Genomic DNA, 12605 nt, shown 5'->3' with positions numbered 1-12605 from the left:
CCGCAACCTGCTTATTCTTCAAACATCGGTGGGTAGAGGCCATGGCGACCGGGTCTTGCGCCACCCGCCGGCTCAAACAACAGCGTGAATAACTGGCCGGTAAAATTGCCGCTGTGCACATGGGTGTAAAGCGGGTAGCCATCGCTGCGGTTGGTCCACCAGAAACTGATCTGGCGCAGCGGATCAAAACATTCGGCGGCCTGTCGCCAGCCGATGGTGGATTCGCCGTCGCCGTCATAACCAATCACATCCAGAATTTCCGAGCGCGTTTCCGGCTCCACCAGTTGCACAGGCGGAATGGAGAGCAGCGCCTGGTCGAGCTGTTCGGGTGAAAACCCATTGCGCACGGCGTGCAGCATGGTGCGCCCGAGTTGTTCATACCAGTCGCCCGCTTTCGCTAAATGGCGCGGCGACCACTCCAGCGGGTTAATCGCCATCAACGCACACAGCGGATACTGACGACCAACGCTGTCGCGCCCTGGCAGCAGACAGCCCATTTGCACCTGCTGCCCGCCGAGCATCGGCGGCACAACAAAATTCCAGATCGGCGCATTGCTGAACTGCCGGTCGTTTGTACGCTGTTCTTCTTTCTGCCAGTTCATCAGCCCCACCTGAAACCAGTGGGACCACTGACGCTGAAGCGCATCAGGAAAGCGGCGTTGTAAAAAATCGCCCGCACTGGGCAGTTTGCCATACCAGCTAATTGCAGAAGTCGTAGTCATTAGGCGTTCCTTTGCAGTTCAAGGACATGCGAAACGTGGAAGCTGGAACGGGTTGCGGATGCTGTTCGGCGCGAATTCCAGCGTCACCTGATGTCCGTCAACCGTGAATGTCGCCTGGCGGCTCAGGCTGCTGCTGCCGGGGCTGATGCGCGCTTTATCGAAAAAGCGGTTCAGCGCCCAGGCGCCGTTGGTCACAAGCGTAGCGGTTGTGCCGTTGGCCAGCCCTAACTGCATCCGCACCTGGTTGGTGCCGCCGGAACCCGGCCAGCTAACGATTTGCACCGCCTGCGGGCCGTGGCTGTAGCGAAGGATTTGTCCGTCTACATCCAGCGTCATATTCAGGATGGTGTTATCCATGCGCACCGTACGCACCGTAGTGCGAAACGACGGTGTTGCGCTGCCGTTGGCAAAGAACGCGTCACGAATCGATTGCGCTTGCTGAAACGGCACCAGCACGCCTTCGCTGCCTGGCAACGTTTTGCCATCGATGCCCGGCATAAAACGCCATGTTGCCTGGGTGGTATCGACTTTGTTGGTCAGGTTGTCGCGAAAAAAGACATCCATCAGACCGGTACCAGGAGCAAACATGCGCGCCAGATCGTCGGGGGTAACTTCGCTGCTGGCGGAACGCACTAACGGGTAGCGTCCGGCAATCGCCTGGCGGCAAAAGCTGCCCACTTCCACGCTGATGCGCTTGCGCACGTTTTCCATATCGCGGCGCTGGGTATCACTGCTCGCGCCAACCGCCATGTTGCTGAACATGGTTTGCAGCCCGCCAGGTAAACGCCCGGCACTGGCCTGCAAACGGCTGATTGCTTCGCCGCCCGGCGGTGGCATTCCGCTGTTGGCGGCATCCTGCACGGCGGTCAGGTAACGATAAAGCTCATCAACCTGTTTAAGAAAGTCATCAAACACGATGGTCTTGCCACCCTTTTCCAGCGGCTGCGCCAGTTCGATGATCGGCGCGAAATGTTCGGTGACACGCTGTTCCGGCGTCTGGCTGGCGGCGGCGTTTGCCGTGGCTGACGCGCCGTCATGGTTGCTGAACAGCGTTTCGAGCATCTGCGTGCCACGGTTGCTGCTCTCCGGCGCTTTCTCTTTGCCATCCGCCACGTCATCACGGCTGAGTTTCAACTGCTGGCTGAGATTGATAACCAGCCGGCGCAGCGGTGAGTTGTTCCCGGAAAGCAGACGCGCGGTATTGATGCGCTGGTTCAGATCCGCGCTGTTATTAAGCTGAATGTCACTTAAGAAGTTATCCCAGATGGCGATAAAATCCCGTGCATACAACTGGCGCACCGCGTTATCGGTTTGCTGTTTGTCTTCCGCTTGCGTGGTGGAGCCAAGCACCCAGACATCATCTTCATGCAGCGAGGCGGTGACCGGCGCGATTTGCGCATTGAAACTGTTCCAGTACCCTTCCGGGGTATACAACCCCGGCAATCCTTCACCGACCGGCTTACCGCTTTTGCGGGAAAAAACCAGTTCACTCTGCGGGCCGCCAAGCGACGCCAGCGAAACCTGCTTCAGGTTTTCATCGCGCTCCAGCAGGCGTTTCAGCCGCCCGTAAACGCGGGTGGAGAGCGGTTGCTGGTTAATTAATGCCTGTTCGCGGCTAATCAGCGCCTCGTCTTTGGCATACGGCGACGACTGAATTTGCGGCTCCAGCAGTTGCGTCAGGTGCCACTCAAGCTGGCTTAACTGCGCTTTGGTGACGTTCTGCGGCAGGTTACGTTGCAGATTGAGCATCACCCACGAGTGCAGGAACTTACCGTCGTAATGCTTCGGCTGATACAGCATCTGATAGGCTTTCAGCGCTTCATAGCTGTATTCCACATCGCTGCCGTTGTCGTTACGCAACCAGGTGGTGATGCGCATCGCCACTTCCGGCAGCAGCATCTGTTGCAGCGCTTTCTGGTACAGGGTTTGCGAGGCGTCAGCCACATCGTTACCGCGATAGAGCCCCATACGGCGGGTGATCGGCGGGTTATTGACGTCAAACTTCTCGCTTTCCGGCAGCGCAGAGAGGCCATTAAGCAGCGGCAGCAAGGCAAAGAGATCGCCCTGTTGGCGGTTACGCAGCGCTTTAATCTGCTGATCAAGGGCCGGTACTTTGGCCTGCACTTCATCCAGATAATCACGGTTGTTGCCGTAGCTGGTAAACCACAAGGCGCTGATAATAATCAGCAGCGCCAGCAGCGCCGCATAACCGGACCAGATCACCGCCCGGCTGCGCAGTTCCCACCAGCGGTTTTGCCCGGCGATACCGGCTTCCTGGAAGATCACGTTTTGCAGCAGATGCTTGATAAAGAAGCTCTGCCCTTTCCCGCCCGGCACCGGTTCCTCTTTGCTGACCGAATCCCAGTTATCGCCAGATTTGCCCTGCGGCAGCGACAGCGCGCGGTTCAGCTCGCCCATCACGCGGTCAAATGGCAGGCCTTCTTGCGTACCGCTGGCAAAATAGATGCCGCGCGGCGAGAACTCGGTTTCAAAGTTAGAACGGGCAAAAATGGTGTTCAGATAGTCTGCCAGCAGCGGACGCAGCGCGGCGAACTCCTGCGGGAACAGGAAACATTCCGCGCGGGCTTGCGCATCGCTTTCACGCAGCAATGTATCCGGCAGAGCCGCGTCCAGGCGCTGTTGCAGCAGCGCGAATTCCTGAATAAAACTGCCCTGCAGGTCGAAATCCGCCAGTTTGGCTTTTTCCCACGGGAAGGTGAAACCCCAGATTTGATCGCGCTGCGCTTTATCAAACCCGGCAAAGTACGCGCGAAAACCTTTCAGCAAGTCCGCTTTGGTGACCAGTACATACACCGGGAAACGGATCCCCAGTTGTTCATGCAACTCGGTCAAACGCTGGCGCAGGTTGAGCGCCTGCTCGCGTGACGCCTCGGCTGACTGGGTGAGCAGATCGGCAATGCTGACCGTCACAATCACGCCGTTGATCGGCTGGCGGCGGCGATACTTTTGCAGCAGGCCAAGAAATTTCAGCCATTCGCTCGCATCCTGAACCTGCTCGCTCTCCTGCGTGGTGTAACGCCCGGCGGTATCGAGCAGCACAGCCTCGTTGGTAAACCACCAGTCACAGTTACGCGTACCGCCAATACCGCGCAGCGCGGTTTTACCGAAGCGATCCGCCAGCGGGAATTGCAGGCCGGAGTTGACCAGCGCAGTGGTTTTACCTGAACCCGGCGCGCCGATAATCACATACCACGGCAGTTGATACAGATACTGGGTGCTGAAGCGCTGCGCCCACTGTCCGCGCTGACCTGGCTGGTTGAAGTGCGCTTTTTTCAGTACCTGCGCGGCTTCTTCGAAACGCTCGTTCAGTACCTGATCTTCGTTATTGAGGCGTTTGCGCTCAACCGGATCTTTCGCTTCTTCGCTTTTCAGGTTGTCCATCAGCTTGCGGTTGAGCCAGGCGTTGTAAAGACGCGGCACAATGTGGCTGTGAACCCAAATCAGGTACATCACCGCAATGGTGATCATGCGGTTTTGCTCAGACTCAAGCGGGCGGGAGTCCACGACGGAGAGCAGCGGGCCAATCATCCAGATAACTGCGGCCAGCCCCGTTACGCCAAGGAAACCCCACAAAATGCGGTTGGTCAGCAATGAAAGCAACATATTCATCCTTTAGTTTCCTTGCGGCAATCCGTTCAGCTCGGCGGCCGTATTTCCCGGCGACACCAGCAAAGTAATCTCTACGCGACGGTTACGGGCGCGGTTTTCAGCCGAGTTGTTCGGCGCTATCGGGTTCATCTCCCCACGCCCTTCCGCTTTCACACGCGCCGGTTGCGACAGGTGTTTTTGCAGCAGCGACTGCACAGAACGCGCGCGCTCAAGCGACAACTCGTAGTTCGAGGCGAAACGCGCACTGCGGATCGGCACGTTGTCACTGAAACCCACCACCAGAATTTTGCCGCTGACGTTATTCATCGCCTGCGCAACACGGTCGATAACCGGTTCGTAGCTTTCGCGTGCCACCGTCGATCCCGAGGCAAACAGGCCATCGCCTTTGAGTGTTACCACGCTGCGATCGGCTTCATCGCGCACCGCCACCAGGCCTGCCTGAATTTCCGGGCGCAGAAACGCGCGCAGGTTAAGTACCGGCTGCACGTTTTGTACCGGCTGCTCAATGGCGGCTTCCGGCAACTGGGTCTGGTAAATTTTCGCCAGCACCGGGTTGGTGCTGTCACCCAGACGCCAGTTGAGCACGATATAAAACAGACAGGCGAGAAAACCCGCCAGCCCGACACACGCCCACAGTGGAATAACCGGACGCCACAATTTGCGCATGACCGGTTGATCTTCCGGGTGCGGCGACAGCGGCGGCGGATAGTTGCCGCGCACACCGCGAATCATCTGCCACAAGCGCTGTTTGATGGTTTCCAGCTGCGTGCGGCCGTTGTCCATCACCCGGTAACGCCCTTCGAAACCGAGTAACAGGCAGAAGTTGATCAGCTCCAGCAGCGCGATATGTTCGCGCGGGTTTTGCGACAAGCGCGCCAGCAGCTGGAAGAATTTCTCCCCGCCCCAGGTTTCGTTGTGAAACGTCACCAACAGACCGCTACCGGACCAGACGCCACGGCTGCCCCACGGCGTGAGCGCCGCCGCTTCATCCAGCGCGGTGCATAAACAGTAACGGGCGCCGACGATCACTTCGTAGGCCAGCCCGGATTGCTGGCAGCGCACTTCAAAACGGCGAATTTCATCAATCAGGTGCTGGCGCAGACCGCTTTGATCATCATGAGAAACGGAATAGCGGATCTGCGGTATCGCGTTAAGTAGCGGATTGGCGGCTGCGACCAAAGGATTGTTGCCACTTGCTCCTGCCAGAGCGGCATCGCTGCCGGAGGCTTGTTGTTCCTGCATATTGTGCGCTCGCTGTATTATTCAGTCGGGCTACGGATGGCCCAAAACTCCATATCAAGACCCGGGAATTCACCTGCCAGATGCAGTGCGAAAGCCCCCGATTTCTCCATTTCGTTCCACAGCTCGCCGCCCTTTTCCAGTTCGAAATAGTTGTAACCGGCATGCCACGGAATTTGCGGCGGCGCGACCGGCATGGTGCGCAGCTTCATACCCGGCAGTTGCAACTGCACCAGGTCGCGGATTTTGGTGACCGGCGCGACTTTCATCTGAGCCGGGAAATGGGTTTGCAGGATTTCGCCCGGGACGCTGGCTTTCACTGCCAGCACGAAACCAAACTCGCGCGCCATGGTAGTGGTCGGCAACGTGGCGATATTCAACCCGTGTGTGCGTTCGGTGAGCGGCAACTGGATGGCGTGCTCTTCCATCACCAGAGACAACCCGTTGCGCAGCATCAGTTGTAACTTGCCAAAACACCCGGCCAGATCGTCATGGTCGTAAACCGGCAGCGTCTCTTCCGGCGAGCGCGACGCGGTCCAGGTAGTCAGCTCGGTGGCAAACGCCAGCCAGCTGCGCCACAACTCTTCCGGGTGGATCATCGGCAGTGTTTTCAGATGCGAAACCTGGCCGACATGGTGGTTAATCAACGCCAGCAGCGTGAATTCCACCATTTCGGAGGTATTAAAACGCCCCGGCTGGCGCAGACGCTGGCCAATCTGCTGGCTACGCTGCATCAGCAAACTTTGCAGATCGTTGATAATGGCGTAAATCGCCGGGTTGTTAACCGCATTCAGCATCGGCGGAATATAACGGCTATCAATTCGAACGTGGTTATCGTTACGTTTTTCTACGACATGCGCGACACCGATCGCCGTCCACTCTGCCGAGAGATCTTTTTCCAGCATCAGTTTCAGACGCAGACGGCCAAACTGCACCGCCGCCGGCCCGACGGACAGGGCGTTATCGTCATCGACTTCGCTTTCCCAGGTGACATAACGCGCCAGCGAATCTTTCTCTTCGCTAAAGATCACCTCATCACGCCCGCCGCGACGGGCAGGCAGCGCCAGCACCACGCGCTCATTGTTGATGTTGTCCGGGATAGCCAGCGGTGTGGGCGCCTGGCGAGCATCGTGGAATGAGAAGAACGTGCCATCCGGCAGTAAACCGCTGGCATAACTCAGGGCAATACAGCCCTGGCGCAGCATGGCATCGTCGAGCTCGATATCAAGGTAGCCCCAAAGATACGGGCGCTGCAGTGTCCCCCACTCGCGAATATGGTGTTGCAGATAGCTTTCCGCTCGCTGAAAGTGATGAGGGCGCAGAAACATACCTTCGGTCCACACGACCTTTTCTGCTTTGTTCATACGGTTTTCCTGTTAAGACTGGCGCTATTTGGAAATCACACGGATGCCATTGACGTCGAGGAAGATGTTGGCTTCCAGTTCGTCTGACGACGATTTCCAGAATTCGTAGAAGTGCGTCTCTCCCTGCACCGGGAGCGGTAAGGACATCCGCCATTTTTTGCCATCCAGCGCCTGATACTCCGCCATCACGCCGATGTAACGCGCGTCGGGCGCGCTTTTACCGCTCAGCGTTTTCGACAACTGGCCGGGCATCAGGAAAAATTCATCACTGTTCAGCAGGTTGGCGCCAAGTACGCTATCTGCGTTGTTTTGCAGCGACCAGAAATCGGCGGACATAAATGTCGCGTCCGATTTCAACAGCAACACCCTGACTTTAAGGGGAGCGGACTCATTGATTTGCGGATGAGCCCTGAACTGAAGGTTATAGCTGGTAGGTACGCTGTGTGAAGAGGAGCCACAACCGCTGGCCAGGGTGGCCAGCACAAAGAAAAACACCAGGCTAATCTGGCGTACAACCGAATTATTATTCATACCAGGTACTCGTCACGGCTGGATTAATTGATGATCCACGTTCCGGAGTTGGCGTTTTTGCAAGCCTTACCGCTGCCATCGACAGTCACGCAGGTCTGTTTTTTACGCACTACGCGGCGTTTATCATCGCGCAGGGTTTTTTCGTACAGCTCGCTTTTCACGACGGCACGCATCGGCACATATCCAATCAGCTCTTCCTGACCTTCATCGGCCAGCGCCATCCAGAAATGTTCAACCTGACCCAGAACCACATAGGTTTTACCGGCTTGCAGCTGGCGAATCACTTTGCCGCCGAAATCCGGGGTGCTCATCACCGACGCCGGGTAAAGCGCGCGATAGTCTTGTTTGATAGGCTGGAATTCCTTCGGCGGAATAACCGCGTAGCGGTGTGTCAGCGTGACACCGTTCACTTCGCTGGTGACGATGGTGTCATCGGTTGGGGCGGGTTTAGGTGGCGCTTTACAAGCCGAAACGCCAAAGACAAAAAGAAGAGCCAATACCATTCGCATGTTCATAACGTTTTTTTCCATTGCAAATATATTACTGTGTTGACCTGGAGCGTTTTGGAAAGGGTATTTAAATCGCTCTAAATGACGCAAATCCATGTCCAGTTAAACGCTCAGATAATGAATAAAAGGCATAGCTACCGCACGAGTCTGTCGCAGGGACAGGCCGCAATAATATTACTTTTCATTGACTATCGTGACACAATTTTACAGATCAGATTATTCAATTCAATATGATCTCCGACCTGTTGAAATACTATTATTTAATTTTTTTGCAAATTAGGACAATTCTCAAGAAAGAATTTCACTTTAGATGCAAACCACAAAAAATGCCAACCCACCACTTTACTAACGGCGCGCAATCTTTGCATAAATTGCTGATTATTAATAGATATTGTTAACAACATGGCAATAGCATATATTTTAAAATGCGAGATAGGATGAATCCTAAAAGCTATTTTAATGAGATAAACCCTACAATATTTAGTAGTGAAATTACCTGAATAAAAGTGCGGATTAACGCAAAAGGTCAGCAAACATGTTATTTTCCCGCCGATAGGCAAAATATATTGAACAAACAAAGATTATTTCCATAGCAAGATAGTCAAGGGTGTAACAGTCCCCAACAGGAAACATTCTTTACTTTCATATGAAATTTTCCCCTGCCTTAAATTATGTAGTCATACTTAATTCTCGTGAACGTGCAATAAACGAAACCTTTCAGCAAAATTGACACAGCGCACTATTTACCCGCTGCGGGCTTTTAGTAACTAAATAAAAAACACCCTGGCGAACAAGTCTGTAGGCGGCGGTCACTTTTCTTGCGTGGTTTGCATAAAAATCAGCCCCCGCTCTACCAGCCAGACGGGGAAATTGTCTGGAATCGTGCAAAATGCCAAACGCGACACACGATTTGTTTCAGATTCGACTATGGTTTTGTGCAAGGTTGATTGCGGCAGCACCGCTGTGCACCCGCTAAGGAGAATAATCGATGACAAGACCTGTTCTACACCGACCGCGCGCTCTGCTGCTGGTCATGCAAATCGCGTTAGGCGGCGCGTTACTCGCCACAGCTACCCACTCTTTCGCCGCCGAGGCGCAAAATACGCCGCAGCCACCGGATGTTCTGCTCGGTCCGCTGTTCAGCGATGTGCAAACCGCTAAGCTCTTTCCCGATCAAAAAACCTTTGCCGATGCCGTGCCGAAAGGCGACCCGCTGATGATCCTCGCGGATTATCGCATGCAGCGCACACAAACCAGTTTCGATTTACGCCACTTTGTCGATGTGAACTTTACGCTGCCCAAAGAGGGGGAAAAGTATGTTCCGCCTGAGGGGCAAAACCTGCGTGAACATATCGACGGGCTGTGGCCGGTGTTAACACGCACCACCGACAGCGCCGGGAAGTGGGATTCGCTGCTGCCGCTGCCAAAACCTTATGTCGTGCCGGGTGGTCGTTTTCGCGAAGTTTATTACTGGGATAGCTATTTCACCATGCTCGGCCTTGCCGAGAGCGGTCACTGGGACAAGATTGAAGACATGGTCACCAATTTTGGCCATGAAATCGATACCTGGGGCCATATTCCTAACGGTAACCGCAGCTACTACCTGAGCCGCTCGCAGCCGCCCTTCTTCTCGTTGATGGTGGAATTGCTGGCCACGCACGACGGTGACGAAGCACTGAAAACCTGGCTGCCGCAAATGGAAAAAGAGTACCAGTACTGGATGGAAGGTGCAGATACGTTGCAGCCAGGCCAGGCCAATAAGCGCGTGGTTAAGCTCAGCGATGGCAGCATTCTGAACCGCTACTGGGACGATCGCGATACGCCGCGCCCGGAGTCGTGGCTGGATGATGTGACAACGGCCAAAAATAACCCCAATCGCCCGGCAACCGAGATTTACCGCGATTTGCGTTCTGCCGCCGCGTCGGGCTGGGATTTTAGCTCCCGCTGGATGGACGATCCTAATCAGCTTGGCACTATTCGCACCACCAGCATTGTGCCGGTCGATCTGAACGCGCTGATGTTCAAGATGGAAAAAATGCTCGCCCGTGGTTATCAGGCAGCCGGCGATAGCGCGAAAGCAAGCCAGTACGATGCGCTGGCGAACGCGCGTCAGAAAGGTATCGAGGCCAATCTGTGGAATGAAAAAGAGGGCTGGTACGCGGATTACGATCTGAAGACGAAGAAGGTGCGTAATCAGCTGACAGCCGCAGCGCTTTACCCGTTGTTTGTTAATGCCGCCGCCAAAGATCGCGCCGATAAAGTGGCCAGCGCGGCAAAAGAACGGTTGCTGAAGCCGGGGGGTATCGCTACCACTACGGTGAAGAGCGGTCAGCAATGGGATGCGCCGAACGGTTGGGCGCCGCTGCAATGGGTGGCAACAGCGGGCCTGCAAAATTACGATCAGCAGAAACTGGCGATGGAAGTGAGCTGGCGTTTTCTGACCAACGTGCAGCACACCTACGATCGTGAGAAAAAACTGGTCGAGAAATATGATGTCAGCACCACCGGCACCGGTGGCGGCGGTGGTGAATATCCGCTACAGGACGGTTTCGGCTGGACCAACGGTGTGACGCTGAAAATGCTCGATCTGATCTGCCCGAAAGAGAAACCGTGCGACAGCGTACCGCAAACGCAGCCCGCGCAGCAGCCTGCCGCGAAGGTTGAACCGACGAGTCAGCCCTCAAAACAGCAGCAAGCCGTCGCACAATAACACCCGCGCAGTAAAAAGCCGCAACATGATTGTTGCGGCTTTTTTGTCTCAAAAACGGATGAACTGGCGGTTAACCTCGTCTGAACAGCCGGAATATGGCCAGCACGACTATCGCACCCAGCACCGCAATCAGGAAACTGTGCCAGTTGAAGCCAGTAATATCTCCGCCATAACCAAATTGTGTCGCGAGCCAGCCGCCGACAACGGCCCCGACGATCCCAAGTATACAAGTCAGAATGAAACCGCCCCCATCCCGTCCAGGCATAATCAACTTAGCAATAACGCCAGCAATCAGGCCAAAAACGATCCACGCGAGAATGCCCATGTTTCTCTCTCCTTCTGTTAGTCTTGTTGACGCGCACATACCACTTCGGCGACGCGTTAGCTACAGTATAGTTGTCGGTCATAAAACATTTTCATCTCACAGACTTAATTCAAACGGATTACGAAAATAATTACGTTATTTGTATTAAGTTCTTGCTGAAAATGCCGATAAAGCAACGAAGGTGTGTCAGCCATCAAGGAGCCATTCGGCGTGAGCAATTACAGTGAGCAGTTCCTGAAACAAAATCCTCTGGCCGTGCTGGGCGTTTTACGCGACCTGCAAAAAAACCAGGTGCCCGTTTGCATCACCTGGGGCAGCGGTCAGTTCATCAGCAAGATACTGGAAGCGAATCCAGAAGAGCTGATCATGGATTTTGGTAGTCAGGAGTACGAGAACAACGCAGTACAGCGTGCCGGAAAGGTGACCGTGACCGCTGAAACACATGGCGCCAAAGTCGAATTCACGCTGACAAAGCTGTCTACCGGCGATTTTCAGGCTTTACCTGCTTTTATTACTCCGCTTCCGGAAACGCTGTGGTTTATTCAGCGCCGTGAATATTTCCGCATCAGCGCCCCGCTCCACCCGGCCTATTTTTGTAAGGCATTGATGCCGGATAAGAGCGAGATTCGCTTTCGTCTGTTCGACCTGTCATTAGGCGGCATGGGCGCACTGCTGGATGGCGAAGCGCCCACCACGTTGCAACCGGGTATGCGCTTTTCCAAAGTGGAACTGGATATGGCGTCGTGGGGGCAGTTCTATTTTGACGCGCAGTTGATTGCGATTGGCGAACGTAAAGTCGTTGATGGCAAGAATGAAACCATTGTTACGCCGCGCCTGAGTTTTCGTTTTTTGAATGTCAGCCCGGGCGTGGAGCGCGAGCTCCAGCGCATTATTTTTGCCCTGGAGCGCGAGGCGCGCGAACGCGCCAGCCGGGTACGCTAATTACATCGCATCCATCGCTTTTTGCACTTTCCAGATATAGCGCGGCGCCTGCGGCGCGGGGTGGTTTTCCGCCACATGCTTCATAAACGCGTCTGCGCTTAACTCGTTTATCTCTTCAATGGCTTCGCTTCTGTCGGACGAGAAAGTCCGCAGTAGCGCGCCTGCGCCATTCACATACGAGACCACCAGCGCGTACTGCATCACTTTCGGATCGCGGATGCCTGCCAGTGCCCCGTGCTCAAGAATACTCAAATAAGCCGCCCCCATGGAGATGTTGCGCTCCGGGTTTTTGAGTTCACTGGTGGACGGCTGCCCGCTCCAGCCCATATGACGGTAAACTTCGCGCCCGGCGGTGGAGGCTTTAAGCTGCATCAGGCCAACGGCGTTGGATTTGCTGACCAGATTCGGGTTACCGCCGGATTCCACGGCGATCATCGCGGTGATCAATTGCGGGCTGACGCCCCAGGCTGCACCGGCTTTTTCGGTGATGGGCATCCACTGCATTGCGCGTTTTACCGGCACTTCCGGGTTCCAGTCCGGGTTACGATAATCCTGTTTTGAACTACATCCGGCGAGCAGTACCACTAAAAAAGCAAACCATCTCAATTTCACGCAAGCTAATCCTTCTATAAG

At 55.1% G+C, this 12605-nt stretch carries 10 protein-coding genes; 2 read left to right on the top strand and 8 right to left on the bottom strand.

Going from position 1 to position 12605, the window contains the following annotated elements:
- Nucleotides 1-11: 11 nt before the first annotated feature.
- The 6 genes from tagF to M8Q36_RS16485 are packed head-to-tail and all read right to left on the bottom strand — an operon-like array spanning nucleotide 12 to nucleotide 8001.
- A complete protein-coding gene (tagF, locus tag M8Q36_RS16510; RefSeq protein ID WP_016495651.1) occupies nucleotides 12-722 on the bottom strand; it encodes a type VI secretion system-associated protein TagF in 711 nt (236 codons plus the stop codon).
- Between the two features lie 18 nt (nucleotides 723-740).
- Nucleotides 741-4352 (bottom strand): type VI secretion system membrane subunit TssM, encoded by a 3612-nt coding sequence (tssM, locus tag M8Q36_RS16505; RefSeq protein WP_249881594.1) that lies wholly within the window; start codon nucleotides 4350-4352, stop codon nucleotides 741-743.
- Between the two features lie 3 nt (nucleotides 4353-4355).
- A complete protein-coding gene (locus M8Q36_RS16500) occupies nucleotides 4356-5594 on the bottom strand; it encodes a DotU family type VI secretion system protein (RefSeq protein WP_016495649.1) in 1239 nt (412 codons plus the stop codon).
- Nucleotides 5595-5611: 17 nt separating this feature from the next.
- Complete coding sequence (tssK, locus tag M8Q36_RS16495; protein ID WP_249881593.1) at nucleotides 5612-6955, bottom strand: type VI secretion system baseplate subunit TssK; 1344 nt, start codon at nucleotides 6953-6955, stop codon at nucleotides 5612-5614.
- A 24-nt stretch (nucleotides 6956-6979) separates the two neighbouring features.
- Nucleotides 6980-7486, bottom strand: coding sequence for a type VI secretion system lipoprotein TssJ (gene tssJ / locus M8Q36_RS16490; RefSeq protein ID WP_016495647.1), 507 nt, complete (start codon nucleotides 7484-7486; stop codon nucleotides 6980-6982).
- Between the two features lie 23 nt (nucleotides 7487-7509).
- A complete protein-coding gene (locus tag M8Q36_RS16485; protein WP_086874123.1) occupies nucleotides 7510-8001 on the bottom strand; it encodes a hypothetical protein in 492 nt (163 codons plus the stop codon).
- A 982-nt stretch (nucleotides 8002-8983) separates the two neighbouring features.
- On the opposite strand from M8Q36_RS16485, the gene M8Q36_RS16480 reads away from it, so the two are divergent.
- Nucleotides 8984-10705: an alpha,alpha-trehalase gene (locus M8Q36_RS16480; RefSeq protein ID WP_249881592.1), complete on the top strand. Its 1722-nt coding sequence runs from the start codon at nucleotides 8984-8986 to the stop codon at nucleotides 10703-10705.
- Nucleotides 10706-10775: 70 nt separating this feature from the next.
- Here the strand turns inward: M8Q36_RS16480 and M8Q36_RS16475 are convergent, their stop codons facing one another.
- Nucleotides 10776-11030, bottom strand: coding sequence for a GlsB/YeaQ/YmgE family stress response membrane protein (locus tag M8Q36_RS16475; RefSeq protein WP_249881591.1), 255 nt, complete (start codon nucleotides 11028-11030; stop codon nucleotides 10776-10778).
- Between the two features lie 210 nt (nucleotides 11031-11240).
- On the opposite strand from M8Q36_RS16475, the gene ycgR reads away from it, so the two are divergent.
- Complete coding sequence (gene ycgR, locus M8Q36_RS16470) at nucleotides 11241-11972, top strand: flagellar brake protein YcgR (protein ID WP_249881590.1); 732 nt, start codon at nucleotides 11241-11243, stop codon at nucleotides 11970-11972.
- Here ycgR and emtA read toward each other — a convergent pair whose 3' ends face one another.
- Complete coding sequence (gene emtA, locus M8Q36_RS16465) at nucleotides 11973-12584, bottom strand: membrane-bound lytic murein transglycosylase EmtA (RefSeq protein ID WP_016495642.1); 612 nt, start codon at nucleotides 12582-12584, stop codon at nucleotides 11973-11975.
- Nucleotides 12585-12605 lie beyond the last annotated feature (21 nt).

The organism is Kosakonia sp. R1.Fl (assembly GCF_023516815.1).
GTDB lineage: Bacteria > Pseudomonadota > Gammaproteobacteria > Enterobacterales > Enterobacteriaceae > Kosakonia.
Note: the sequence above shows the minus strand (reverse complement) of the source record. Positions and strands in the feature narration are given on the sequence as shown.

Excerpts from the sequence above, each read along its gene's own strand:
- M8Q36_RS16480 (WP_249881592.1), top strand. The coding sequence starts at position 8,984 with ATGACAAGACCTGTTCTACACCGACCGCGCGCTCTGCTGCTGGTCATG.
- tssK (WP_249881593.1), bottom strand. The coding sequence starts at position 6,955 with ATGAACAAAGCAGAAAAGGTCGTGTGGACCGAAGGTATGTTTCTGCGC.
- M8Q36_RS16500 (WP_016495649.1), bottom strand. The coding sequence starts at position 5,594 with ATGCAGGAACAACAAGCCTCCGGCAGCGATGCCGCTCTGGCAGGAGCA.
- tssM (WP_249881594.1), bottom strand. The coding sequence starts at position 4,352 with ATGAATATGTTGCTTTCATTGCTGACCAACCGCATTTTGTGGGGTTTC.
- M8Q36_RS16485 (WP_086874123.1), bottom strand. The coding sequence starts at position 8,001 with ATGAACATGCGAATGGTATTGGCTCTTCTTTTTGTCTTTGGCGTTTCG.
- tssJ (WP_016495647.1), bottom strand. The coding sequence starts at position 7,486 with ATGAATAATAATTCGGTTGTACGCCAGATTAGCCTGGTGTTTTTCTTT.
- M8Q36_RS16475 (WP_249881591.1), bottom strand. The coding sequence starts at position 11,030 with ATGGGCATTCTCGCGTGGATCGTTTTTGGCCTGATTGCTGGCGTTATT.
- tagF (WP_016495651.1), bottom strand. The coding sequence starts at position 722 with ATGACTACGACTTCTGCAATTAGCTGGTATGGCAAACTGCCCAGTGCG.